At 73.2% G+C, this 25178-nt stretch carries 21 protein-coding genes; 9 read left to right on the top strand and 12 right to left on the bottom strand.

Translation table 11 applies throughout. The features are described from left to right. The first annotated feature begins 481 nt into the window (after positions 1-481). From ACGFSC_RS10840 to ACGFSC_RS10830, 3 genes are all read left to right on the top strand, one after another. Positions 482-1204: a TetR/AcrR family transcriptional regulator gene (locus tag ACGFSC_RS10840; RefSeq protein ID WP_359909236.1), complete on the top strand. Its 723-nt coding sequence runs from the start codon at positions 482-484 to the stop codon at positions 1202-1204. A gap of 100 nt (positions 1205-1304) precedes the next feature. Further along, a complete protein-coding gene (locus ACGFSC_RS10835; protein WP_359909239.1) occupies positions 1305-1634 on the top strand; it encodes a hypothetical protein in 330 nt (109 codons plus the stop codon). Between the two features lie 15 nt (positions 1635-1649). Next, on the top strand, positions 1650-2723 hold the full coding sequence (locus ACGFSC_RS10830) for a M14 family metallopeptidase (RefSeq protein ID WP_359909242.1): 1074 nt from the start codon (positions 1650-1652) through the stop codon (positions 2721-2723). A 96-nt stretch (positions 2724-2819) separates the two neighbouring features. Here the strand turns inward: ACGFSC_RS10830 and ACGFSC_RS10825 are convergent, their stop codons facing one another. The 4 genes from ACGFSC_RS10825 to ACGFSC_RS10810 all read right to left on the bottom strand — a co-directional run bounded on the left by ACGFSC_RS10825 (position 2820) and on the right by ACGFSC_RS10810 (position 6258). Further along, complete coding sequence (locus ACGFSC_RS10825) at positions 2820-4220, bottom strand: hypothetical protein (protein WP_359909245.1); 1401 nt, start codon at positions 4218-4220, stop codon at positions 2820-2822. Between the two features lie 6 nt (positions 4221-4226). Then, on the bottom strand, positions 4227-5009 hold the full coding sequence (locus tag ACGFSC_RS10820; RefSeq protein WP_359909248.1) for a hypothetical protein: 783 nt from the start codon (positions 5007-5009) through the stop codon (positions 4227-4229). An 18-nt stretch (positions 5010-5027) separates the two neighbouring features. Next, on the bottom strand, positions 5028-5291 hold the full coding sequence (locus ACGFSC_RS10815) for an ABC transporter permease (RefSeq protein ID WP_359909251.1): 264 nt from the start codon (positions 5289-5291) through the stop codon (positions 5028-5030). 340 nt (positions 5292-5631) lie between these two features. Continuing rightward, the gene (locus tag ACGFSC_RS10810; protein WP_359909254.1) at positions 5632-6258 is read right to left on the bottom strand and encodes a TetR/AcrR family transcriptional regulator; all 627 of its coding nucleotides are present in this window, start codon (positions 6256-6258) and stop codon (positions 5632-5634) included. Between the two features lie 189 nt (positions 6259-6447). Here ACGFSC_RS10810 and ACGFSC_RS10805 point away from each other — a divergent pair, with 189 nt between their 5' ends. From ACGFSC_RS10805 to ACGFSC_RS10795, 3 genes are read left to right on the top strand one after another with little or no spacing between them, the layout of a single operon-like run. After that, on the top strand, positions 6448-7206 hold the full coding sequence (locus ACGFSC_RS10805) for an SDR family oxidoreductase (RefSeq protein ID WP_359909257.1): 759 nt from the start codon (positions 6448-6450) through the stop codon (positions 7204-7206). Continuing rightward, positions 7203-8036, top strand: a complete 834-nt coding sequence (locus ACGFSC_RS10800) for an SDR family oxidoreductase (RefSeq protein ID WP_380551177.1) — start codon at positions 7203-7205, stop codon at positions 8034-8036. Before ACGFSC_RS10805 ends, ACGFSC_RS10800 begins: the two co-directional genes overlap by 4 nt. Next, positions 8033-9004, top strand: coding sequence for an NADPH:quinone oxidoreductase family protein (locus ACGFSC_RS10795; RefSeq protein WP_359909259.1), 972 nt, complete (start codon positions 8033-8035; stop codon positions 9002-9004). The genes ACGFSC_RS10800 and ACGFSC_RS10795 overlap by 4 nt, the downstream gene beginning before the upstream one ends. Positions 9005-9087: 83 nt before the next feature. Here the strand turns inward: ACGFSC_RS10795 and ACGFSC_RS10790 are convergent, their stop codons facing one another. After that, complete coding sequence (locus ACGFSC_RS10790; RefSeq protein ID WP_359909262.1) at positions 9088-9483, bottom strand: chaplin; 396 nt, start codon at positions 9481-9483, stop codon at positions 9088-9090. Between the two features lie 556 nt (positions 9484-10039). Here ACGFSC_RS10790 and ACGFSC_RS10785 point away from each other — a divergent pair. Beyond that, positions 10040-12310 (top strand): hypothetical protein, encoded by a 2271-nt coding sequence (locus tag ACGFSC_RS10785; protein ID WP_359909265.1) that lies wholly within the window; start codon positions 10040-10042, stop codon positions 12308-12310. Between the two features lie 97 nt (positions 12311-12407). Here ACGFSC_RS10785 and ACGFSC_RS10780 read toward each other — a convergent pair whose 3' ends face one another. Continuing rightward, positions 12408-13229, bottom strand: a complete 822-nt coding sequence (locus ACGFSC_RS10780; protein ID WP_359909268.1) for an NAD(P)H-binding protein — start codon at positions 13227-13229, stop codon at positions 12408-12410. Between the two features lie 80 nt (positions 13230-13309). Here ACGFSC_RS10780 and ACGFSC_RS10775 point away from each other — a divergent pair, with 80 nt between their 5' ends. Continuing rightward, positions 13310-13723, top strand: coding sequence for a helix-turn-helix domain-containing protein (locus ACGFSC_RS10775; RefSeq protein WP_359909271.1), 414 nt, complete (start codon positions 13310-13312; stop codon positions 13721-13723). A gap of 10 nt (positions 13724-13733) precedes the next feature. On the opposite strand, the gene ACGFSC_RS10770 is transcribed toward ACGFSC_RS10775, so the two are convergent. The 5 genes from ACGFSC_RS10770 to ACGFSC_RS10750 form a co-directional block, all read right to left on the bottom strand. Then, entirely contained in the window at positions 13734-14186 is a 453-nt protein-coding gene (locus tag ACGFSC_RS10770; RefSeq protein WP_359909274.1) for a hypothetical protein, read from the bottom strand. A gap of 141 nt (positions 14187-14327) precedes the next feature. Next, positions 14328-16226, bottom strand: a complete 1899-nt coding sequence (locus ACGFSC_RS10765; protein ID WP_359909277.1) for a putative Ig domain-containing protein — start codon at positions 16224-16226, stop codon at positions 14328-14330. Positions 16227-16655: 429 nt separating this feature from the next. Continuing rightward, complete coding sequence (locus tag ACGFSC_RS10760; RefSeq protein WP_359909280.1) at positions 16656-17933, bottom strand: esterase; 1278 nt, start codon at positions 17931-17933, stop codon at positions 16656-16658. Positions 17934-18052: 119 nt separating this feature from the next. After that, positions 18053-19297 (bottom strand): acyl-CoA dehydrogenase family protein, encoded by a 1245-nt coding sequence (locus ACGFSC_RS10755; RefSeq protein ID WP_359909282.1) that lies wholly within the window; start codon positions 19295-19297, stop codon positions 18053-18055. Positions 19298-19324: 27 nt separating this feature from the next. After that, on the bottom strand, positions 19325-20386 hold the full coding sequence (locus ACGFSC_RS10750) for a phosphotransferase family protein (RefSeq protein WP_359909285.1): 1062 nt from the start codon (positions 20384-20386) through the stop codon (positions 19325-19327). 347 nt (positions 20387-20733) lie between these two features. Here ACGFSC_RS10750 and ACGFSC_RS10745 point away from each other — a divergent pair, with 347 nt between their 5' ends. After that, a complete protein-coding gene (locus tag ACGFSC_RS10745) occupies positions 20734-21963 on the top strand; it encodes a hypothetical protein (RefSeq protein WP_392862992.1) in 1230 nt (409 codons plus the stop codon). A 134-nt stretch (positions 21964-22097) separates the two neighbouring features. On the opposite strand, the gene ACGFSC_RS10740 is transcribed toward ACGFSC_RS10745, so the two are convergent. Beyond that, the gene (locus ACGFSC_RS10740) at positions 22098-25154 is read right to left on the bottom strand and encodes a hypothetical protein (RefSeq protein ID WP_359909291.1); all 3057 of its coding nucleotides are present in this window, start codon (positions 25152-25154) and stop codon (positions 22098-22100) included. Positions 25155-25178: the final 24 nt, after the last annotated feature.

Below are 25178 nucleotides of genomic sequence, written 5' to 3'. Positions count from 1 at the left end.
CGCCCCACCCGCCACCGCGCGCCCGGCACCACTCCCCCACCGGCCGCCACCCGCCTCCCGACTACGCACCGCACCCGGCTCGGCCGTCCTGGTCACCGGGCCGCCACCCGATGCCCCGCCCCATGCCTGGTCACCGCCGTTCACCGAACTCCGCGGGGCCGGTCCGCCGCCGCCGCGTCGGCCACCCTCCGCAACCGGCCCCGCCGCCCCGGTCGCCGCGCCGGTCGCCACCCCCGCTCCGCCACCCGTCGGCTGACCAGCGGGATCGGCGAACCGACCGGCAAATCCCGTTGACCCGTTTACGTCTGATTCCTACCTTGTATCCTGGTTCTGTATCCGCTGAGTGACATCCGCCGAAAACGCCGAACCCCCAGCCCAGGCAGCGGGCCCCGCGCCACGGCCGGTCCGCCGAACCGTCCGAACCGTCCGAACGGCCCGGGCGCGACCGGGAACGCTGCCACCGACCCGGAGGAGCGCGGAGATGGCCGAGCAGGACGCCCCCGAGAAGCGGGGCCGGCTGAGCCGCCCGCTGGTGCTGGGCGCCGCCGTGGCCCTGGTCGACCGCGAGGGCCTGGCCGCGCTGACCATGCGCAGGCTCGCGGCCGAGCTCGGCGTGGAGTCGATGGCCCTGTACCGCTACACCCCGGGCAAGGAGGCCCTGATCGACGGCCTGGTCGAGGCCTACTTCGACGAGATCAACGCCCGGCTGCGGGCCGGCTCCGCCGGCGGTTCCCACCCGGACGGCTGGCGCGCCGAACTGCGCCGGATCGCCCGGGCGTTCGCCGCCACCGCGCACGCCCACCCCGAGATCCTGCCGCTGGTCGCGACCCGCCCGCTGGCCGTCCCGGTGGCCCGCCGCCCGGCCTCGGTGCTGGACCTCACCGAGCACATCCTGGCCGTGCTCGGCCGGGCCGGCTTCGACGACGCCGGCGCGCTGACCGTCTACCGCACCTTCGTCGCCTGGAACCTCGGCTGCCTGCTGGTGGACAAGCGCCAGGTGGTCGACAACCCGAGCGAGCCGGACCCGGCCCTGCGGCTCGGCCTGCACCGGCTGCCCGCCGCCGACTACCCCAGGCTGCGCGCCCTGGTGCCCCGGTTCGCCGACTTCGACCACGAGGCCGAGATGCTGAGCGGCCTGGACAGCCTGCTCGACGGGATGCCCGAGCCGCCCCTTGACGACTTCTACCGTGACGGCGGATCCTGAGGATACGAGGTACACGTCGGACATATCCGCTCCTATCGGCGCCGCCGCGCCGCCCGGCACCACCGCGGCAGCGCGCTGACGGCGCCCGGAAGAAGTCCCCATGTCCTCCGCACCCGACACATCACCCCCTGACGACATCCTGCGCCTCCGCGTCACCGCCAAGGACCCGGAGACCCTGCGCGCGCTGCTGCGCGACACCCGCCCCGACGTCGGCGGACGCCCGCACGTCGAGGAGGACGGCCGCATCGGCATCGACGTCTACGTCCCGGCCGACCGGATCCCGGCCCTCGAACGCGAGGGCGTCACGGTCACCATGACCGGCAACGCCAGCGAGGCCGGGCGCGCCGCCCAGGCCGAGGTCGGCAGCGGCGACCGCTTCGCCCCCGCCGACGCCGTCCCGCGCGGCCTGGCCGCCAAGCTCTCCGGCTGACCCGGGAGGCCCCCCATGCCGTACCTGAACGTCACCGAGGTCGAGTCCGCCGTGACCAGCCTGGCCACCGCCTTCCCCGACCTGACCCAACTCGTCACCCTGCCCGAGCCCTCGTTCGAGGGCCGCACCGCCCACGCCCTGCTGATCAGCGAACCCGCGGCGGCCCCCAAGCCGTGCGTCATGATGATCGGGGGTGTCCACGCCCGTGAATGGGGCAGCTGCGAGATCCTCGTCCACCTCGCCGCCGACCTGCTGGAAGCCCACCGGGACGGCACCGGCCTCGGCTACGGCGGCACCGCCTTCACCGCCGGTCAGGTCAGCGGCCTGCTCCAGCGGCTCGACCTGGTGCTCTACCCGCTGGTCAACCCCGACGGCCGGCACTACAGCCAGACCGTCAGGCCCATGTGGCGCAAGAACCGCAACCCGGCGAACGCCGGCGGCAACCCGGCCCCGGACTGCGTCGGCGTCGACCTCAACCGCAACTACGACTTCCTCTTCGACTTCGTCACCGCCTTCGCCCCGGGCGCCAACCCCCAGGTGTCGAACGACCCGTGCGACCAGCAGGTCTACGCCGGCCCGAGCCCGTTCTCCGAGCCGGAGACCCGCAACGTCCAGTGGCTGCTGGACCAGCTCCCGCTGACCCGGTGGTTCGTCGACGTGCACAGCTACTCGCAGGACATGCTCTACAACTGGGGCGACGACGAGAACCAGTCGGTCGACCCCGACATGAACTTCCGCAACTCCGACTACGACGGCAAGCGCGGCCTGCCCGGCGACCTCACGTACGCCGAGTACATCCCCAAGGACGACGAGGACACCGCCGTGCTGCTCGCCGAGGCGTTCTGCAAGGGCGTCAACGGCGTGCGCGGCCTGTCGTACAAGCCGATGAGCGGCTTCCACCTGTACCCGACCAGCGGGACCAGCGACGACTACGTCTACTCCCGCAACTTCGCCGACCCCGACCAGGGCAAGGTGCTCGGCTTCACCGTCGAGTGGGGCACCGAGTTCCACCCGCGGTGGGCGGAGATGGAACAGATCATCCGCGACGTGGACGCCGGGCTGGTGCAGCTCTGCCTGGCCACCGCCTGAACAACCCCCGAACCACAGTGCCCGACAGCGGGGCGCCCGCCACGACCCTTCGTGGCGGGCGCTCCGGGTGCGCGCTCGGGCGGCCCGGTGGAACGTTCAGGCGGCCCGGTGGAAGAAGAACGGGTCGATGGACGGCGGCACCCGGGTCACGCCGTCGGTGCTGAGCAGCTGGTGGACGGTGAAGTTGGCGTTGCGCTGGTACGTCACGCCCACCGGGAAGTTGGCCCGGTCCGGCGTGTTGTTGCCGGCGAAGACGCCGTAGAAGTCCTTCCCGACCGCGAGCATCCGGATGTAGTCACCGAGGAAGGGCAGTCCCGCGGCACGGGGCACGTTCGCGGGTGCCTGGTGCAGGACGTCGGACTCCGGCGCGGTGCTCCAGTTGTCGGCGGTGACCTCCAGGATCGTCGTCCACTGATTGGCGGCGAACCGCTGGTAGACCAAGCCCACCAGACCGTCCTCGTTGACGGCCAGCGACGGGTTCTTGGCGTCGGTGACGTCGTCGCGCACCTTCCGCCAGGTCTGGCCGCGGTCCTGCGAGTGCCGGACGTGCAGGGTGTTGTCGACACCGCCCGGGCCGCCCACGCGGTCGCACCAGGCGATCCAGACGCGGTCGGCGTCGGTCGGGTCCACCGCGATCGTCAGGTCGCCGCCGAGCCGTTCCTGCCCCATGGTCGAGTTGAACGCGACGAAGCGGTCGGTCGCGACCCGCTGCCCGGGGACGCTGTCGGTGGCGTCCTTGAGGTCCTGGAACGGGTGGGCGCCGACGCCCCCGTCGTCGTCCCGGCTCACCACGACGTCGAAGGTGACGTTGGTGATCGGGTCGCCCTGGTCATTGGTCCGCCAGCTCTCGAACGCCGCGTAGACGGTGCCGTCGGGGTGCACGGCGAGGCGCACCGGCGGCCCGTCCTGACTCGCCGGGTCACGGTTCTCGATCACCGTGGGCACGAATCCGGCCGGTGCGGGCGCCGTCCGCGCGTCGCCCGAGACGTCCACGACGGCGGTCCGCGGGCCCGGACCGTTGTTGCCGACGTAGACCCGGTCCCGGTCGGCGCCGCCGGCCGTCACGGTGTCGGCGACGACCCACGGCTGGTCCTCCTGGTCCCGGCTCACCAGGATCTCCATGGGCGCGGTCGAGGCGATGCCCGGCGTTCGAAGGATCTGCATCCTGGTGATCGGCCTGGGCCGGTGCAGTGCGGCCAGGCCGTTCAGTATGCCCGCGTACAGGGCACCGCCCCGGGCCGCGAAGGCCACCGTGATGTCGGCGGTACCGAGATCCGGCGCGGCGCCGGGGACGACGGCGTGCAGCACCCAGCTGTCGCCGCCGTCCGTGGACACGTAGACCGGGGCGAGCGGACCGCCCATCGGGTCGGGGGTGAAGGCGGTCGCGACCATCTCGGTGGGCGTCTCGGGGTTGACCGCGAGAAACGGCTCGGAGTCCTGGGTCGCGGTGCCGCTCAGCGCCTTCGGGGTGATGTTGACGACCTTGAGGGTGGGCATGTCGGCTCACCTCCGTTCGCGCAGCACGGCGAGCGTGTGCACGGGCTGGTAGTCCTCGGGGTGGATCAGTTCGTACGGGGCGAGCTCGCGCTGGTCGTCCTGGGTGGCGTGCAGGAGCCACAGCCCCTCCTGGCCGGCCTTGGGCTTGGGCACCCGGTAGTAGTGGGCGTCGCGGCTGTTGGGGTACAGCACGGCGAGGGTCGCGTCGTTCACCCGGCCGCTCTCGACCCGGGTGACGGCGATCGCCGCCCGCCACCAGTCCGGCGAGTGCTCGGACCGGCGGTCGGCGCGGTCGGCACCGCTGGCCCGTTCCAGGCCGACCACCGTGCCGACGACCACGGCGTCCGCCTCCGCGGCGTGCGCGGCCAGATCCTGGTGGCGGATCTCCCGCTGCACCGAGCTGAACGGCTGTTCGTCGGCCGTGGTGGCGGCGAGCGACACGTGGTGCTGGACGGCCTCGGCGGGCAGCCGGCCCACCTCGGTGACGCCCAGGCCCTCCCCGTACACCATGCCCTGGGTGAAGAACGCGGCCCGGTCGCCGACGCCCATCGGACCCGCGTCGGGCGACAGTTGGACGGTGACCTCATTTCCCGCGAGCTGCCGGAACGCTTCCGGCGCGTGCAGCACCTGGTCCACTCTGACCACGGCCGTCCGGTCGTTCCTGGCCTCGGCCGGAACGGCCGCGAGCGAGGTGCCGCCGACCCGGGTGACCGTGCCGACGAAGCTCAGCGGCGCCCGCCGGACGAGTTCGGTGAGCTCCTCGTGCGCGACGGGTGGCATGTCGGTCATGACGGTCCTCCTCTCCGCTCACCGCACCGCGCGGGCCGAGGAAGGGTGCGCCCGACGCCACTCGATCCGCGCGCCGAGCAGGCAGGCGGCGGTGACGGCGGCCGCCAGTGCGACCACGAGCCACTCCGCCGCACCGCTGCCGGCGTCCGGGTCGATGCCGAGGAGCGTCTCGATCCACTGCGGCCACACCAGGGTGAGCAGGAACAGTAGTCCGGACAGTCCGCCGAGGGCCGTCTCCAGCCAGAAGCGGGGCCGGACCGGATTCGTTTGCCGGAAGGGCATCACTGCGCCTCCCCTTCTCCAACCGCCCGGGCCGCGCCGCGACGCGGCGCGCGCCGTTCCCGTGCCGCCGCGCGTGGCGGCGGCACGACCCGGCCGGGCCGGCCCGGGTCGGGGTCTGGTCTGCTCCCTTCGGCACCGCCGGTCGGGGGCGGGATCGCCGCGGGAGGTGATCTGCTTCGATCCGCAGTGTCGGAGCTGCGGTGGGAGTGCGGCCGGGAGGGGATCGCGGGTCGTCCGCATCCCGTCCCTGCGCTGTACGCCTACGAGGCACACGTACTTCGTATACGAGTCTGCTCGCACTCCGTGAGCAGGTCAAGGGCGGACCGGGCCGCCTCCCCCGTCAGACCCGGGCGCCGAGCATCCGCAGCACCAACTCGCCGTAGCGGCGCCCGAGTTCCTCCGGCGTCTCGGTCGAGTTGTCGGTGTACCAGCGGGAGACGTCGATGCCCAGCGAGGTGACCGCGCGAGCCGCCGTGCGCACCTCCGCCACCTGGAAGTCCCCCGCCGCCACGCCGGCCCCGATCAGCGCGCTGACCTCGCGCTCGATGTCCAGGCGCAGCGCCGCGACCACCGCGTAGGCGTCCTCGGGCAGCGCGTGCAGCTCGTAGTTGACCACCCGGCCGACCGTCCGGGCCCGGGCGTGCCAGGCGGTGAACTGCTCGACCAGCCGCCGCATCCGTTCGGCCGGGCCGCCCTCGCCGGCCGCCGCGTTCCGGACCAGGGTCAGCGTGGCGGCGTGCCCGGCCCGGCTGATCTCGGCCAGCAGTGCGGCCTTCGACTGGTAGTGGATGTACAGCGCCGCCGGGCTCATCCCCGCCGCGGTGGCGATGTCCCGGGTCGTGGTGGCGTGGAAGCCGCGCTCCGCGAACGACTCGACGGCGGCCTGGAGCAGCCGGTACGCCGCTTCGGGGCGGGCGTCGGCGCCGGGCAGGGTCGGCCAGAGGTCGGCGAGCGGGGTGCTGGTCATGGCGTCATCCTCCCAGAGAACTCGTACACGCTTTCCCTCCGACCGCCCGCCCGGGCCGACCGTCGGCCACCGTTCGGGCCGGGGGTGGGCGGTCGCCGGAGTGTTGACAGGCTCCCGCACCGACAGCATGCTGAGCAAGCGCTTAGTCAGGTGGTGGCAGAGATCCTCGCACGAAAGGCAGGACGCTCCGTGGTGCACTCCTTCAAGGGCCGGGTGGCCGTCGTCACCGGGTCGAGCCGGGGCATCGGCCTCGGCATCGCCCGCGAGCTGGTCGACCGCGGGGCCAAGGTCTGCCTCACCGCCCGCAACCCGGAACCGCTCGCCGAGGCCGTCCGCGAGCTGGGCGGCCCGGACAACGCGATCGCCGTCGCGGGCAGGGCCGACGACCCGGCGCACCAGGAGGAGGCCGTCACCCGCACCCTGGAGGCCTTCGGGCGGCTCGACCACCTGGTCAACAACACCGGCATCAACCCGGTGTACGGGCCGGTCCTGGACACCGACGAGGCCGCCGCCGCCAAGATCCTCGCCGTCAACGTGCTCGCCCCGCTGGCCTGGACCCGCCGCGCGCACGCCGCCTGGATGGGCGAGCACGGCGGCTCCGTCGTCAACCTCGCCTCCATCGCCGGCATCCGCTCCTCGCTCGGGATCGGCATGTACGGCGTCAGCAAGGCCGCGCTGATCCGGCTCACCACCGAACTCGCCGCCGAACTGGGCCCGCAGGGCATCCGGGTCAACGCCGTCGCCCCCGCCGTGGTCAAGACCAGATTCGCCGAGGCCCTGTACGAGGGCCGCGAGGAGAAGGTCGCCAGGGCCTACCCGCTCGGCCGCCTCGGCGTCCCCGAGGACATCGCCGGCGCCGTCGCCTTCCTGCTCTCCCCGGACGCCGGCTGGATCACCGGCCAGACCCTGGTCGTGGACGGCGGGGTCACCCTCGGCGGTGGGATGTGACCCCCGGGGACGTCGACGGCCGGACATCCGACAGCGGGACGTCCGACAGCCGGGCGTTCGACGGCCGGGGCGTGGTGGTGACCGGCGGCGGCCGGGGCATCGGCGCCGCGCTGGCCCGGGCCTTCGCCGCGGCCGGCGCCCGGGTGGCAGTCAACGACCTGGACGCCGGGGCCGCCCACGCCGTCGCGAAGGAGTGCGCGGGCACCGCACTGCCCGGGGACGCCGCCTCCGCCGAGGGGATCGCCGACCTGGTCGGCCGGGCCCGCGCCGAACTCGGCGAGATCGACGTGTGGTGCGCCAACGCGGGCGTCGCCCCGGTGGGCGGCGCGGACGCGCCCGCCGCGGCCTGGACGAGCGCCTGGGAGGTCAACGTCATGGCCCACGTCCGGGCCGCCGAACTGCTGCTCCCCCGCTGGCTGGAGCGCGGCGAGGGCCGGTTCCTGGCCACCGTCTCCGCCGCCGGGCTGCTCACCATGCTGGGCTCGGCCCCGTACTCGGTGACCAAGCACGGCGCGCTGGCCTTCGCCGAGTGGCTCTCCGCGACCTACCGCCACCGGGGCCTGCGGGTGCACGCGCTCTGCCCGCAGGGCGTGCGCACCGATCTGCTCGCCTCCACCGGCGCGGTCGGCGAGGCGCTGCTGGCCCCGACCGCGCTCGACCCGGCGGACGTCGCCGAGGCGGCCCTGGACGGGATGCGCGCGGAGCGCTTCCTGCTCCTGCCGCACCCCGAGGTCGCCGACTACTGCCGCGCCCGGGCCACCGCGCCGGACCGCTGGCTCACCGGGATGAACCGGCTCCAGCAGGGGCTGGAGAGGAGTGAACTGCTGTGAGGGCCTGGCAGGTCGACGAGCTCGGTGAGCCCGGCGAGGTGATGCGGCTGGTCGAGGACCTCGCGCGGCCGGTACCCGGCCCGGGGCAGCTGCTGGTGCGGGTACGGGCGGCGGCCGTCAACTTCCCGGACGCGCTGATGGTGCGCGGGCAGTACCAGGTCCGCCCGCCGCTGCCGTTCACGCCCGGCGTGGAACTGTGCGGCGAGGTGGTGGACGGCGCCCGGCGGGGCGAGCGGCTGATCGGCAACCCGGTGCTGCCGCACGGCGCCTTCGCCGAGTACGCGCTGCTGGACGCCGCCGCCGCGTTCCCGGCGCCCGAGGTGCTGGACGACGCCGAGGCCGCCGCCCTGCACATCGGCTACCAGACCGCCTGGTTCGCGCTGCACCGCCGGGCCCGGCTGCGGGCCGGCGAGACCCTGCTGGTGCACGCGGCCGCCGGCGGCGTCGGCAGCGCGGCGGTCCAGCTCGGCCGGGCCGCCGGGGCACGGGTGATCGCCGTGGTCGGCGGGCCGTCGAAGGCGGAGGCGGCGCGGGCGCTCGGCGCGGACCTGGTGGTGGACCGCCGGGAGCGGGACTTCGTCGCCGCCGTCAAGGAGGCCACCGGCGGACGCGGCGCGGACGTGGTCTTCGACCCGGTCGGCGGCGAGGCCTACACCGGCTCCACCCGGTGCATCGCCTTCGAGGGCCGGATCGTGGTCGTCGGCTTCGCCGCCGGGCAGATCCCCGCCCCGGCGCTCAACCACGCCCTGGTGAAGAACTACTCGATCCTGGGCCTGCACTGGGGCCTCTACAACACCCACGACCCGCGCGCCGTCCGCGCCGCCCACGACGAGCTCGGCAGGCTCGCCGAGCAGGGCGCCGTCCGCCCCCTGGTGAGCGCCCGGGTGCCGCTGGCCGCCGCCCCGGACGCCGTCCGGCTCGTCGCCTCCGGGCACAGCACCGGCCGGATCGCCGTCCTCGGCGACTGACCCGCCGCGCGGCCCGGACCGCGACACGGGGCGAGGCCACAACCCGTTGGCTGTGGCCTCGCCCCGCTCGACGCCGCGCGCTCCTAGCTGTTGCCCCCGCTGCTGCCGCCGCCGTTGTTGCCGCCCCCGCCGCCGTTGTTGCCGCCGCCGTTGTTGCCACCGCCGTTGTTGCCGCCGCCCCCGCCGCCGCCCGCCGGGTTGAGCAGGCCGACGACGTCGATGGAGTTGCCGCAGACGTTGGCCTCGAGGTTGACGGGGATCTGGATCAGGTTGCCGGACAGCACACCCGGCGATGCCGCGGCGATGCCGTCGGCGTCGGCGTCGCCGTGCGCGTTGAAGCACGCGCCCGAGGGCAGGGTGTATCCGGACTCGCCGTGTTCGGCCCCCTCGTCGTGGCCCGCGGCCGCGGGACCCGTGGAGAGGACGGCCAGCGCGACCGTGAGGCCGCCGGCGAGCAGGTACTTGCTGGTGTTGGTCATGGCGGAAGGGGTAGCCGGTCGGCCCGGGCGTCACGGGGCAGCCCCGCCCGCGCGGTCACCCGGTTGCAGGCCCGATCTACCACCGATGCAGGAGCCCCACCCCGATCGGACCGGAACCGGACGGTCCCCGCGGTCCGAACCGGGTGAGACCGGCGCCCCGGGAGCACGGCCCGCCTGCGGGACCTCGGCCGGAGAGGTGACGTACGGCAACCGATCAGGTGCCTTTCGGGCGTTTCACGGTGCCGCGCGGCACTGCCCGGGGCGATAACCGGCCTTGCATGTCCGCTGCCGAGGCGGCAGGCGTGCGGTGACATGGTGCGCAGTCGTTCGACCGGGTCGGCCCGGGTGCCTCCGGCGAACGGATGCGCGGCTCGCGTTTCACACCGTCAAAGCCGTCCCACCCGCCGCGCCAGTGTTCGGGCGCCGGTGCCCGAGTCGACCTGGGAGTACCCGCATGAGAGTCCGCACAACCCGGCCGCCGCACGACTCGGGGGAGTCCGGACCGCCTTCGGGGGCGCCGAGGGCCCGGCGGGTCCTCCGCCGGACCCTGATGGCGTTGACGACCGCGGCGGCCGTGGCGACCGTGTCCGTCACCGGCTTCCCCCTGGCCGGGAAGGCCGCGGCGCAGTCGCCCTCGCTGTCGCTCTCCCAGTCGGTCTCCCCGACGACCGTCAACACGGTCGGCGAGAACGCGACCTTCTCCTTCGTGGTCACGAACAACGGTGACGAGCCGCTCACCGGAGTCACGGTCACCACCACGTCCTTCAGCGGCACCGCGGGCCCGCTGGTGGTCTCGTGCCAGGGGACCGACCTCGCCCCCGGCTCCGCGACGACCTGCACCGCCCCGTACACCGTGACCCAGGCGGACATCGACGCGGGCGGCGTCACGAGCATCGGCACCGCCACCGGTCGGACGTCCACCGGATCCACGGTCACCGCGCCCGGCGCCACCGCCACCCTGGCCGCCATCCAGAGCGCGGCGATCTCCCTGCAGAAGGCCGGGGCACCGTCCGGAGGCAACGGCGGGGGCGGGAACAACGGCGGCGGCGGGAACAACGGGGGTGGGAACAACGGCGGCGGCACCAACAGCCGACGCTCGACCTCCGTGACCACGTTGACGGTCGGTCAGACGATCTCCTACACGTACGACGTGATGAACACCGGGAACGTCACGCTGACGGGGGTGTCGGTGACGGACACCTCCTTCTCCGGCACGGGCACCCCGCCCGCGATCTCCTGCCCGGCGACCACGCTGCCGCCGGGCGAGTCGATGACCTGCACCGGCTCGTACACGGTGACGCAGGCCGACGTGGCCGCCGGGTCGATCACCAACACCGCCACCGCGACCGGCACCCCGCCCTCCGGGCCCCCGGTCACGTCAGGGCCCGCCACAGCGACGGTGACCTCGCCGCAGAACCAGGCCGGCCTGGCCCTCGACAAGATCGCCATCACCTCCGGCGGGGGCGGCAGCGGCGGCAACAGCCGGCGCAACACCCTGATGACCACCATCGCCGTCGGCGAGCCCCTCATCTACTACTTCACGGTGACCAACACCGGGAACGTCGACCTGACGGACATCAACGTCACCGACACCTCGTTCTCCGGCACGGGAACCCCGCCCGCGATCTCCTGCCCGTCGGCCATCCTGCCCGTCGGCGCGAGTTTCACCTGCTCGGCCACCTACACCGTCACCCAGGCCGACGTCACCGCCGGGACGATCACCAACACCGCCACCGCGACCGGCACCCCGCCCTACGGGCCCCCGGTCACCTCACCGCCCGCCACCGCCACCGTGACCGGCCCTCCGGCCGCGCTCACCCTCGACAAGATCGTGTCCGTCGCCGGCGGCGGCGGGGGCGGGGGCCACAACGGCGGGGGCAACAACGGCGGCGGCGGCAACAACCGGCGCAACACCGTGGTCGCCACCCTCACCCCCGGCCAGGTCCTCGACTACTCCTACGTCGTGACCAACACCGGCAACGTCACCCTGACGGGCCTGTCGGTGACGGACACCTCCTTCTCCGGCAAGGGCACCCCGCCCGTGATCACCTGCCCGTCGACGCCCCTGGAGCCGGGAGCGTCGATCACCTGCACGGCCACCTACACCGTCACCCAGGCCGACATCGACGCCGGGACGATCACCAACACCGCCACCGCGACCGGCACCCCGCCCTCCGGGCCCCCGGTCACCTCGCCCCCCGCCACCGCCACCGTGACGCTGACCCGGTCCCCGGCCCTCACCCTCGCCAAGTCCGCGTCCCCGGCCACGGTGACCGCCGCCGGCCAGACCGTCACCTACACCCTGGTGGCCACCAACAGCGGCAACGTCACCCTCACCGGCATCACCGTCGCCGACACCGCGTTCTCCGGCTCCGGCACCGCCCCCACCATCAGCTGCCCCACCGGGCCGCTGGCGCCCGGCGGGTCGACGACCTGCACGGGCACCTACACCGTCACCGCGGCCGACCTGCGCCAGGGGCACATCGACAACACCGCGGTGGCCACCGCCACCGGGCCCGGCTCCACCACGGTCACGTCGGGCCCCGCCACGGCGCGGGTCGCGGCCACGCCGCCCCAGTCGGCCCCGTCCCCGTCCCCCTCGCCCTCCCCCTCGCACATTCCTTCTCCGTCGCCCTCGCACCACCCCTCCGGCCAGCCCCACCCGCCGCACGGCCAACTGCCCGAGACCGGTGCCGGAAACCTGACCCTCATCGGCGCGGCGGGCGCGCTCCTGCTCGCCGCGGGCGTCCCCGTGCTCCTCACCGCCAACCGCAGACGCCGCCCGCAGGCCGGCAGCGCGGACCAGGGCACCCGGCCCATGGAGTGACACAGCACCCCCCGGATGACGGCACCGGCCCGCGCGGAGCGCGCGGGCCGGTGTCGTGCGTCGGGGCTCGCACAACCGGCGGTCACCCGCGCCGTGGTCACCGCCCCTCGGTGATGACCTCCAGGGCCGGACGGGGCTCGCGGCCGAGCAGGGCCGCGAGATCACCCGGTCCGCCCGGGCCCGCGAGGAAGCCGTGGGCGATCGCCGAGTAGGTGCCGACCACCATCGGCACCTGGAAGTCCCGCGCGTCCGAGGCCGCCACCGCCGCCCGGGCCTCGGTCAGCCGTCCCGGGCGGTACTCGGCGCCGAGCGCCTCGGCCACCTCCGCGCCGCCCACCGCCCGCTCCCCCACCAGCTCGTAGGTGCGGCCCGCGTGCCGGGCCGGCGCCAGGGCGACGTTCACCGCCACCTCCGCGAGGTCCGCCCGGGCCACCGCCGCGAGCTTCCCGTCCCCGAGCGGAGCGCCGATCACCCCGTCCGGGCCGGGCGCGGTGATCGCCCCCAGCAACTCGGCGTACAGGCCGTTGCGCAGCACCGTCCAGCGCAGCGTGGCGGACGCGCGCAGCCGCCGCTCCGTCCAGCGGTGGGCGAGGGCGTAGGGCAGGTGGTCGCCGTCGCCGGAGAGGCTGGTGTAGACGAGGTGCTCGACGCCCGCCCGCTCCGCCGCCTCGATCGCGGCGCCGTGCCGGGCGATCACCACGTCATCCTCGGCGGCGCCGGCCGAGATCAGCAGCAGGGTCCGCACCCCGGCGAAGGCCTCCGCCAGGGTGTCCGGCCGGTCGAAGTCCACCAGCCGGGCCGGGACGCCGTGCGGCACCTCCCCGGGCGTGCGCGAGCCGGCGACGACGCCCTCCCGGCCGGCGAGCCGCGCCAGGACGAGCGCGCCCAGGCCTCCGTTGACTCCGGTGACGAGCAGCATGGGTTCCTCCAGGGGTGATCGGTCGTCGGCTGCACGACCATCCTCGATAGCCTGGGCGTCCGGCGTAAGGAGGCACATTCATGTCAGCAGGGCACACCGCGGTAACCACGTCCCGCCCGGTGGTCTGGTGCGAGGACGGCGTGGACTGCGGGATCCGCGACCTGCTGGACCGCCTGGGCGACAAGTGGTCGGTCCTCACCGTCGTCGAACTCGCCCAGGGCGTACGGCGGTTCCGCGAACTGCAGCGCGCCCTGCCGGGCATCTCGCAGCGGATGCTCACCCTGACCGTGCGCCGCCTGGAGCGCGACGGCCTGGTCTCGCGGACCGTCCACCCGACCGTCCCGCCGCAGGTGGAGTACGAGCTGACGCCGCTCGGGCACAGCCTGACCCACCTGGTGCGGGCGATGGCGGACTGGTCGTACGGCCACCACGACGCGATCGTCGACTCCCGGCGGCAGTGGGACGAGGCCAACCCCGGCTCGGAGATCCGCTAGGGGTCGGGTCTCACCCGGTGACCTCGACGGTGACGTCGTAGCCGCGCTGCTCGGGCGGGCAGTTGAGGGCCTCGCCGCAGCTGGTGCGGGTCGCGGTGAGGCGGGCGGTGCCGGGGGCGCGGGCGGTGAAGGAGGCGGTGACGGTGCCGCAGCCGCCGCCGGGGCGGCAGGACGGGGACGGGGCGGTGGTCGGGGAGCCTTCCGGCGCGAGGACGTCGGGGGCGGAACTGGTCGCGGCCGACCAGTAGGTGCTGTGGAGGGCGAGCGTGACGGTCGTGCCGACGGCGGCCTTCAGGGTGGTGCGGTCGGCGTGCTCGTCCACCGTGACCGTCGCCGGGCTCGGCGCGGTCGACGCGGTCGACGCGGCGGTGGGCGTCGACGGGCCCGTTCCGGTGGAGGCGCAGCCGGCCAGGGCGAGCAGGGCGGCGGCGAGTACCGGGGCGGCGGATCTTCTCGGGTTCACGGCGGTTCCTCCTGCTGTTGTTCCGGGGGTACCGGTTCGACGCCCCGGCGGCCGGTTCGGATCCCGCCGGACGGCGCTCGGACCGGAAACGGCACCGGGGCGGGCGCTGGGCCCACCCCGGTGCGTTCGGCGCGGCGGTCGTCAGGAGACGGTCACGTCGTCGTAGTAGGTGTAGGTCGGGTCACCCGGGTAGTTGTCGTCGTGGTTGCTCAGGGTGAGGGTGTAGGAGTGGCCCGGGGTGACGGTCGCCGCCTTGTTGGTCCAGGTGCCGGTGGTGGTGCAGGTCTTGGCCAGGACCGTGGTCGTCGTGCCGGTGGTGTTGTCCTTCAGGGTGGCGGTGGCCCAGTCGTAGGTGACGGTGTCGTCACAGGTGTTGCTGTACCAGAAGGACAGCTTGCTGGAGCCGGTCGGCGCGGTGAAGGTCTGGGCGATCGAGGAGTCCCCGGTCGGGCCGGTGGAGCCGACCATGGCGCCGTAGCCGCCGCTGTGGGCGGCGGAGGCGGTGGCGGAGGTGCTGCCGGCGGTGGTCCAGCCGGTCAGGCTGCCGGTCTCCAGTCCACCGTTGGTGACGGCGTTGCCACCGCCCCCGCCGGTGGACTCGGTCCAGGTGAAGGTGGTGCTGCCGGCGGCGCCGGTGGTGTCGGTGGCGGTGACCGTGACGCTGGAGGTGCCGGCGGCGGTCGGGGTGCCGGAGATCAGGCCGGTCGAGGCGTTGATCGACAGGCCGGCCGGCAGGCCGGTGGCCGAGTAGCCCAGGGTCTGGCCGGTGGCCGAGTCGGTGGCGTTGATCTGCAGGCCGACCGCGGTGCCGACGGTGCCGCTCTGGTTGCCCGGGTTGGTGACGGTGACCGAGTTGCCGTGGGTCAGGATGGCGTGCGAGATCGCGCAGGAGTTGGTGTCGTTGGACCAGCTGGCCTGCTCGGCGTAGCTGCCGAATGCCCCGAAGGAGATGTTGGCGGCGCCGCCGGTGCTGCCGGGCTGGATCCAGGCGCACTCGTCGGAGTTCTCCTGGCCGTTGTAGCTGCTGCCGGAGACGTGGTTGGTCCAGCCTCCGGCCGGGTTCTGGTCGGACATCATCTCGTGCCACTCGTGGCCGAGGGTCATCGTCCAGCCGTCCAGCGTGCCGGGCGAGTTGACGAAGCCGACGCCGCAGTTGGAGCCCGCGTCGATGTTGTACGGCTGGTTGGAGAAGGCGATGTCGCCGTAGGGCGAGCTCGCCGCACCGCCGGTGAGGGTGGTGTCACCGTTCCAGTCGTGCCAGGCGCAGTACCCGGTGGTCGGGTTCTGGTAGTCGTCCGGGTTGGTGCCGTGCGGCGACAGGACGATGTAGTACGCGTCCCGGTTGGCGGCGGCGGTGGTGTTGCCGAAGTGTCCGGCGGCCTTGACGGCCTCCTGGGCGAGCTGGTTGCCGCTGGCCTGGCTCGGCGAGGCGGCCGCGTTGTCGTACCAGACGCCGGACAGGACGCCGCCGCTCTGGTACGGGATGAAGTTGGCGCCGGACGGGCAGCTCACGGCACCGGTGGCGACGGTGGGGCCGTCGCACCACTGGGTCAGGTCGGCCGACCAGGTCTCGCCGTTGGTGCCGATGCCCTTGAACATCTGCTGGGTGGCACCGGCGGCACCGGCCGAGTCGTTGGAGAACTTCGCGTTGCCGCCGGCGTCGGTGGTCTGGGTGCCCCACTGGTTGCCGTAGAAGACCAGGTAGACCTTGGAGTGCCCGCTCTGCACGCCGATCCCGTCGACGCCGCCGCCGTACGACAGCGTCTGCTGACCGGTCGCCGCGGCCTGGTCGTGGGCGGCGAGCCACTTCTTGTAGTTCTCGTGCTGGGACATGCCGGGGACCGCGCCGTGCCGGTAGGGGTGGCCGTTCTGCGGGCTCCAGGGGTTGAACTCGTTGGTGGTGCTGCCCTGCGAGCCGGAGATGTCCTGCGCGGAGGCCGGACCGGCCGCGCCGGCCAAGCCGGCGGCGGCGAGCGCGAGCGACGCTATTCCGGTGAGCGCCGCGTACCTCGCGCGTCCTGTCCTGGGGGAGTGACCCATGGGTGAGGGTGCCTCTCTTCTGCCGATCGTCCGCGGCCTCGGGAGCCGGGAACGATCCCTTTGTGGGGGAAGGGCCGGCGGCGGATTCCGTCGGGCCGGGTTCCGGTCGAATTCATTCGCACACCCGGAATTGACGGTCCGTCGGCATTTGCCGCCTGCGTGGCAAGAAGGAAAGCAGAGCTGATGAACACCGGTCAACGGCGCGGGGTAAGGATCGATTAAGAAGCGCGTCCAAGCAGGTCAAGCAACGTTGATGAAAGGGGATCAACGCGCGTAGTCATTCACTGAATAGGACAGGAAATACCGTTTCGAAATCCGCGAGCGGCCGTGCGGCGAGGCCCCCTGACGGCAATTCGGCGCCGTGCGGAACCTCCCCCTCGGCCCCTCCGGAAGGGGGCGGCGCGGGAATCCGCCCGCCGCCCCGGCCCGCTACCGCTCGTACGCCACCTCGGGGAAGCGCGCCGAGGGCCCGTCCAGCAGGTGGTCGTCCTGGCCGCGCAGCCAGCGGTCGAAGAAGGACGCCACGTAGGAGCGGGTGGCGAGTTCGGCGCGGCCGGGGCGGATGTCGCCGACGTCCTTGCGCAGCCGCTCGGCGCTGAGCACGCCCTGGCGGGCGAGCTGCGGCAGCAGCGGCTGGGCGTCGGTGTACGAGCCGTGGCGGGAGCCGGTGAGGGTGACGTCGGCGTGCCAGCCGGTGCTGTGCTGCCACAGGGCGTTCCAGCCGGGCTGGTCGCGGTAGCCGCCGGAGTCCTCGCCGCCGGTGCCCATCAGCAGGAACGGCCGGTTCAGGCCGTCCTCGGCGACGCTGGGCAGGAGGACGCCGGTGTGGCCGTCGGGGCCGGGGAAGTGCATCTGCCCGTCCATGTTGATCCCGGCCGCGATCCGCGGGTCGTCGTGCATGGCCTGGAGCGCGGTGAAGCCGCCCGCCGACTGGCCGACCATGCCGATCCGGCCGAGGTCGAGGGCCCCGGCCACCCCGGCGGGCAGGCCCGACCGCGTGCCCAGGCCGGCGAGCCGGTCCAGGACGAAGCGGGTGTCGGCGACCCGGGTGTCCATCGCTTTGCGCAGCACCGCGCCGATGTCCAGGCCGGGCCGACCGAGCATGCCGGGGAGCACCGAGGTGGCCAGGTCGCCGCCGGGGAAGGCGACTTCGGAGGCCTCGTAGGTGTGGTCGACGGTGACCACCACGTAGCCGCGCGAGGCGAGGTCCTCGACCAGCGCCGTCCCCCAGGTGCGCGGGTCGCCGAGGCCGGGCGAGTACAGCACGACCGGGCGCGGGCCGCCGGGCAGCGCCGGGGCGTCCTTGCGCGCGTGGGTGCGGATGGCCGACCAGTCGGTGCGGCCGGGCTCGGTGCCGTAGTTGAGCAGGCCGACACCGTCCGGGCCGTCGAAGTGCCGGCCGGCGGCGGGCTCCATGTACGGGGCCCGCTCGTCGCCGGAGGCCGGGTGGGAGGTCGGGTACCAGAGGCTGATCATCAGCTCGCGCCGCTGCCCGGGGTGCCAGGGGTCCTCCCGTCCGGTGTCGGTGAGGTGCAGCGCGGTGGTCCCGATCGGGTACGGCCCGCTGGGCTCGGGCAGCCAGGCCCGGGCCTGCCGCCCGGGGCCCGCGTCCCCCGGCGCGACCGCCCCCACGGCCGTACCGATCGTGCCCACCGCCGTTGCCGCCGCCAGCACCACCGCCGCCACGGCCCGTCCCGGAATGCCCATGATGTCCTCCGTGCTCCGATCGATCGAACACGCAGGACACTACGGTCGGGGACGGGCCGCGGCCGTCATACCAGAGGGCCAACACGTCCCTGAATACCCGGGTATGACACCCCTACGGGTCAGCGCCGGTACTTGCGCAGTTCCCTCCGGGCCAGCGAGCGCTTGTGCACCTCGTCGGGGCCGTCCGCCAGCCGCAGGGTGCGGTTGCCGGCCCACAGCTGGGCGAGCGGGGTGTCCTGGCTGACGCCGGCGGCGCCGTGGGCCTGGACGGCCTTGTCGAGGATCCACTCGACGGTGCGCGGGGTGGCGATCTTGATCGCCTGGATCTCGGTGTGCGCACCGCGGTTGCCGACGGTGTCCATCAGCCAGGCGGTCTTCAGCACCAGCAGCCGCAACTGCTCGATCCGCACCCGGGACTCGGCGATCCAGTCCTGCACCACGCCCTGCTCGGCCAGCGGTTTCCCGAACGCCACCCGCTCGTCGGCCCGGCGGCACATCAGTTCCAGCGCCCGCTCGGCGATGCCGATGGCGCGCATGCAGTGGTGGATGCGGCCGGGGCCGAGCCGGGCCTGGGCGATGGCGAAGCCCGTGCCCTCCTCGCCGATCAGGTTCTCCACCGGGACGCGGACGTCCTCGAACAGCACCTCGGCGTGGCCGCCGTGATCGGCGTCGTCGTACCCGAAGACCGTCATGCCGCGCCGCACGGTCACGCCCGGGGTGTCGCGCGGGACGAGCACCATGCTCTGCTGCCGGTGGGGTTCGGCGGCCGGGTCGGTCCTGCCCATCACGATGAGGATCCGGCAGTCGGGGTTCATCGCCCCGGTGATGTACCACTTGCGGCCGTTGACGACGTACTCCTCGCCGTCCCGCTCGATCCGGGTGGCGATGTTGGTGGCGTCCGAGGAGGCCACCTCGGGCTCGGTCATCGCGAAGGCCGAACGGATCGCGCCGTCCAGCAGCGGGCGCAGCCAGCGCTCGCGCTGCTCGGCGCTGCCGAACTGGGCGAGCAGCTCCATGTTGCCGGTGTCGGGCGCCGCGCAGTTGAGCGCGGGTGGGGCCAACTGGATGCTGCGGCCGGTGATTTCGGCGAGCGGGGCGTACTGGAGGTTGGTCAGGCCGGCACCGGGCTCGCCGGGGAGGCTGTGCTTGTCCACAAAGAAGAGATTCCAGAGCCCCTGCTTGCGGGCCTCGGTCTGGAGGTCGGCGACGACCGGGGGGACGGCCCACCGGTCGCGGGCCGGGTCGGCGGGTCGGGCCGCGAGCTGGGCGGCGAGGACGGGCTCGGCGGGGTACACGTGCTCGTCCATGAACGCGAGCAGCTGCTCGCGGAGCTCGTTCGTCCGGGCGTCGTAGGCGAAGTCCATCGGGTTCTCGGCTCTCCTTGAGGGTGCTCAGGCCTTGAGGGTGCTCAGGCCGTGCCGGGCGAGGATCGGGGCCATCTCGCCGGCGCGCTCGAAGCCGGCGCCCAGGGTGCGGCCCTGCCGGAAGCGGAAGTGGATGCCCTCGGCGACGGCGGCGAGCTTGAACGAGGCGAAGGCGACGTACCAGTCGAGGTCCTCCGCCCGGCGCCCGGTCGCGTCGGCGTAGGAGGAGACGATCTCGTCGGGCTTCGGGAAGCCGGGGGCGGTCATGGCGGAGGGGATGATGCCGCCGCCGACGCCGGCGAGTTCGGTGTACATCACCAGCAGGCCGACATCGGTGAGCGGGTCGCCGAGGGTGGACATCTCCCAGTCCAGGACGGCGGCGATGGTGTCGTCCGCGTCGACCAGGACGTTGTCGAGCCGGTAGTCGCCGTGCACCAGCGCGGGCGCGGGCGAGACCGGCAGCCGCTCGGCGAGCCCGGCGCGCAGGCGGTCGAGGTCCGGCAGGTCGCGGCTGCGGGAGGCTTCCAGCTGCTTCGACCAGCGGCGCAGCTGGCGCTCCAGGTAGCCCTCCGGGCGGCCGAAGTCGGCGAGGCCGACGGCGGCCGGGTCGATCCCGTGCAGGGTGGCGAGGGTGTCGACCAGCCTGCGCCCGAGCGCGTGCACCCGCTGTTCGCCGAGGGCGGCCAGCGGGGCGGCGTCCCGGTGGGCGGTGCCGGGGACGTACTCCATCAGGTACCAGGGGGCGCCGAGGGTGTCGGTGTCCGGGTCGAGCAGCAGGGTGCGGGGGACGGGGACCCCGGTGTCGCGCAGCGCGGTCATCACCCGGTACTCGCGGCCCATGTCGTGCGCGGTGGCGAGGACGTGCCCGAGCGGCGGTCGCCGGAGGACCGCGCGGGAGGCGCCGTCGCTCAGCACGTACGTGAGGTTCGAGCGGCCGCCTTCGATGAGGTCGGCCCGCAACGGCCCCCGCCCCCGGCCCTCTCCCTGGCCCTGGCCCTGGCCCTGGAGGATGCCGGGCAGCTCGCGGTCCAGGTGGGCCCGGAGGCGGGCCAGGTCCAGGCCTGGCGGGTCGACGGGGGTCTCGGCCATCGGGCGGCTCCTCGGGGAAGCGGATCATTGACTAAGCGCTTGCTTAGCATTCAACCGCAGGAGGCCCCCTGTCAATGCCGCGAACCCCCGCGCCGCACGGCTCGGGGGTTCGATCGATGCGGGGGCCGCCGGCGAGGCCTGCTCATCACGCCATCCGCCGTGCGACACAAGGGAGTTGCTTGCCGACCCCGCCCCCACCGCGGTCGCACCGGCCCCGCCTCGACAGAGGTCGATCAAAAGTGTTCTGATGATCACTTCCATCGATCGTCTTCTGAACACCGCCTGATCGAAGATCAGAGAAATGGGGTCCGGTGAGGACTGCTCGCGGCTCGGCCATCCTGCTGGCGATGGGGGTCCTCGGGACCTCCGCCCTGGCGACGGGATGCTCCGGCACGCAGAGCAGACCCACGGCCGCCACCGGCACCACCCCGTCCACCCCGGCCCCGAGTGCCACGACCGACACCCCCGCCCCGCCACCCCCCGCCCCCACGCCCACCCCCACCTGGGACGGCCAGGTCAAGGTGCTCGGCGACGGCTCCACCTCCTACACCGGCCCGCAGCCCAAGCAGCCCACGCCCGAGAAGCTCAAGCCCGGCGAGAAGCCGCCGCAGTTCGTCGTCTTCTCCTGGGACGGCGCGCTGGAGGGCGACGATCGCATGTTCTCCCGCTTCCGCAAACTCGGCGTCGAGAACAACGCCCAGATGACCTTCTTCCTGAGCGGCCTCTACACCCTCCCCAAGTCCAGGAGCACGCTCTACAAGCCACCGCAGCACAAGCCCGGCGACGCCTCCATCGACTACGCCACCGACCCCCACATCAAGGACACCCTGGAACAGCTGCGCCTCGCCTGGCAGGACGGCAACGAGGTCGGCACCCACTTCAACGGGCACTTCTGCAACGCCAAGGGCGGCGGCGAGTGGAGCACCGAGGAGTGGAAGAGCGAGCTCGACCAGGCCGTCTCCTTCGTCACCAACTGGAAGACCAACACCGGCTTCAAGGACGTCCCGCCCCTCCCCTTCGACTACACCAAGGAACTGGTCGGCGGCCGCGCCCCCTGCCTGGAGGGCCAGAAGAACCTGCTGCCGGCCGAGAAGGCGGCGGGCTTCCGCTACGACGCCAGCTCCCCGGGCGAGTTCCAGGTCTGGCCGGTGAAGAAGGAGGGCATCTGGAACTTCCCGCTCCAGATGCTCCCCTACCCCGGCAGGTCGACCCAGAGCCTCTCGATGGACTTCAACTTCCTGGCCAACCAGTCCGGGAACACCACCACCGGCGATCCCAAGAAGTACGACACCTGGGAGAAGGAGACCCGCGAGAGCTACCTGGCCGGCTTCGAACGCGTCTACAACGGCAGCCGCGCCCCGCTCTTCATCGGCAACCACTTCGAGTCCTGGAACGGCGGCATCTACATGCAGGCCATCGAGGACGTGATGAAGAACGTCTGCAAGCGCGAGGGCGTCCGCTGCGTCTCCTTCCGCCAGGTCGCCGACTGGCTCGACGCCCAGGACCCGAAGGTCCTCGACCAGCTCCGCCAACTCGACCCCGCCCAACCGGCCGACTGGTCCCGCCTGGTCAGGTGACCGGACGGGACCGCCGGGCCTCAGACAGGAGGAGGCGCACCCCCGCCGTTCGGGGCGTCGGGGCGGGGGCCGGGTGCGTGTCAGCTTCGCCGGATGGGGCGGCGCGGGGCGGCGGGTCGGGCGGGGCGGAGGCGTCAGCCCCAGTTGCCCACCAGCGGGACGTCGCCCGGGTTGCCGAACTTCTTGCTGTAGATCACCAGGTCGGAGTTCTCGGCGGCCCCGTAGAAGCTCTGGTCGCCGGGCCGGTAGACGCCGATGGTCTCCTTGCCGGTGCCGTCCCAGTCGCCCTTGATCGGGCGGTCGCCGGGGTTGCCGAACCTGACGCCCGGGCGCGGGTGCTCCGTCCGGTTGGAGTCGTTCAGGTAGAAGGTCTGGGTCTGCGGGTCGTAGACGGCGACGGTGGTGGTGCCGTTGCCGTCCCAGTCGCCGACCAGCGGCTTCCAGCCCTCGTTGCCCAGCTTGATCCGGTACGTGATGGTGGAGTTGTCGTCGGACAGGTAGAAGTACTGGTCGCTGGGCCGGTAGACGCCGACCGTCGTCCGTCCCTGTCCGCTCCAGTCGCCGACCAGCGGGATGTCGCCGGGGACGCCGAACGGGAAGGTGGCGGCCACGGTGGCGTTGTCGTTCGACAGCTGGAAGGTCGAGGTGTCGGGGTGGTAGACGCCGATGGTGTCGGTGCCGGGACCGTTCCAGTGGCCGGTCAGCGGGACGGCGTCGCCGCCGCCGCCGAACCCGGTCCGGCCGGTGTACCAGCCGTTGTGGGCGGCCTCGGCGAAGCCGGCGTCCGACGGCCGGTACACGCCCACCGAAGCGGGTGCCGGTGTGGGCGTGGCGTTGACCACGGCGCTGCCGATCCGCTGCTGGGCCGCGACGGTCAGCGGCACCTTGGTCGGCTGGTCCGGGCCGAGCCAGCGGAAGTTCTGCAGGTAGACGACCCGGGGGTCCTGCGCGGCGATCGCGCGGTACTCGTCGTTGTACGCCGCGACGTCCGCGTCGGTCTTACCGGAGTAGCAGCCGTCGGCGACGCCCTGCTCGTTGGTGGACTCCGGGAAGAGCATCAGGTGCTGGTCGGGCGAGGAGAGGAAGGTCTTCAGGTTCGCCAGCCGCCACTGGATCTCGCCGCGGCCCACGCAGTAGTAGTCGAAGCCGACGATGTCGACCTCGGGCGGGATCGGCGCGGTCTGCTCGGCGTTCCAGCGGTCGAGGCTCATGATCAGCGTCTTGTCCGGGAACGCGGCCCTGATCTGCTGGGCCTGCGCCTTGACCTGGTCGCCGTTCAGGCCGTGGGAGTAGGCCTCGTCCGTCATGTCGACGGCGCCGATCTTGTCGATGTTCGGTCCGATGCGCCGCACCAGATCGAGCAGGTTCTGCGCGGCGTTCGGGTTCGGGGTGACCTGCCAGTCACCCGGCGAGCGCGGGATCACCGTCTCCTGGTTGAGGTCGATCACGCAGGAGGCCGGCAGGCACTGGTCCAGGAACTCCAGGCGGGGGTCCTGGTCGCGCAGGTAGTTGTTGAAGTTGGTCCACTGCGCCACCTCCGGCGCGTGGTTGGCGCCGTAGTTCGGCTCGTTCGGGTCCCGGATGTCGAAGAACCCGTAGTAGCCGAGCCCGCCCAGCGTGGAGACCCGCAGGTCGTCCACCGTGGTGACCCGGCCGGCCGCCGAGTGGTGGGCGCCGAGCGAGACGTAGCCGTCGCGGGGCAGCCGGGCGTCGGTGCGGCCGGAGAAGACCGTCGCGCCGTTGACCCGCACGGTCGCCTGCTGCTTGTCGCCGGTCGCCAGCGCGACCGACACCTCGTAGGAGCCCGCAGCGGGTACGGCGGTCAGGGCGGTCGGCGTGCCGCCCTGGAAGAGCGTCAGCCCGCCGTCGGCCTGGACGCGCAGGCCGAGCGCGACGTCCTCGGCGTCCACGGCGCCCGTGCCGCCCGAGGCGTTACTGACGGCGAGGGAGGCCCAGTCCTGGCCGGTGGTGGCGCCGACGACCGGGGTCAGGACGGCGTGCACCGTGTAGGCGCCGCTCTGGACGTCCGAGGTGGCCGGCTTGTTCAGGCGCACCGCCGAGGTGCCCTTGGGGAACGACAGCACGTTCGGCTGGGCCGGGCTGTTGACCTGCACCGAGCCCGCCGGCGGGTCGAGCGCCAGGCCCTTGACGCCGGAGACCGCGGTGTAGTCGGCGGAGATCAGGCTCGGCTGGCGGGCGCCGAGGTCCTGGTTGAGCCCGAAGTCGGCGGTGGCGTTGGGCGCGCCGTCGAAGGTGTCGACGAGCGGCTTGGCGCTGCGGGTGGCGCTGGTGTCGATCCGGCTGACGTTCAGGCCGTGGCCGGCGCCGTCGCCGAAGGTGGTGACGCGGTTCGGGTCGGAGAGGTAGGCGCCGAGGTAGAGGAACTCGCTGCCCGGCCAGCGGGTCACCCCGGCCGGCGCGGAGACGGTGAACGGGGTGCCGTTCACCGTCAGGGTGACGGCGCGGTCGGCGCCGGTGGAGACGGTGAGCGCGACGGCGTACTGCGCCGTGGGCGCGACCGAACCGGTCCAGAAGGGCGTCTCGCCGCCCCCGCCGTGGAAGAGGGCGAGCTCGCCGCGCGAGTTGACGGTCAGGCCGAGGTCGACGTCGCCGCCGGTGACGTAGCCGTTGCCGCGGTGGCTGCGGCTCAGCACGATCGAGCCCCAGTCCTTGCCGGTGGTGTCGCCGACGACCGGGTCGATCACCGTCGAGACGGTGTAGTGGCCGGTGCCGTCCGCGACGGCCGGCGCGCCCAGCATGACCGCGGAGACGCCCTTGGCGAACAGCAGCTTGTTCGGGTGGTCCGGGTGGCTGGTCTGGACGAACCACTGGTCGGGCGCGACCGAGGTGTCCCAGCGGCCGGAGACCCGGGTGTAGGAGATGCCGTGCTGCTTCTCCGGGGGCGACTGCCGGGCGTCGATCCCGACGTTCAGCCCGTACATCGGGTCGGTGTCCTGGGACGGGTCCAGCCGGAAGGTGTCCGCGAAGGCGCGCGTGGTGTTGAGGTCCACCGGCGTCGGCCCGGACCCGTCACCGGCCGGTGCGGCAGCGGCCGGTGCGGCAGCGGCCGTGGTGGCGTCCGCCGTGGTGGCGCCTGCCGTGGTGGGGGCGAGGCCCGCGGGCAGCAGCGCCAGCGCGAGCGCCGAGGCGCCGGCCAGCAGCCCGCGGCGCAGGCGTTGAGTGAGTATCACCGAGTCTTCGTCTCCCGGTCGTCG

The organism is Kitasatospora sp. NPDC048715 (assembly GCF_043198905.1).
Lineage (GTDB): Bacteria > Actinomycetota > Actinomycetes > Streptomycetales > Streptomycetaceae > Kitasatospora > Kitasatospora lactacystinica.
Note: the sequence above shows the minus strand (reverse complement) of the source record. Positions and strands in the feature narration are given on the sequence as shown.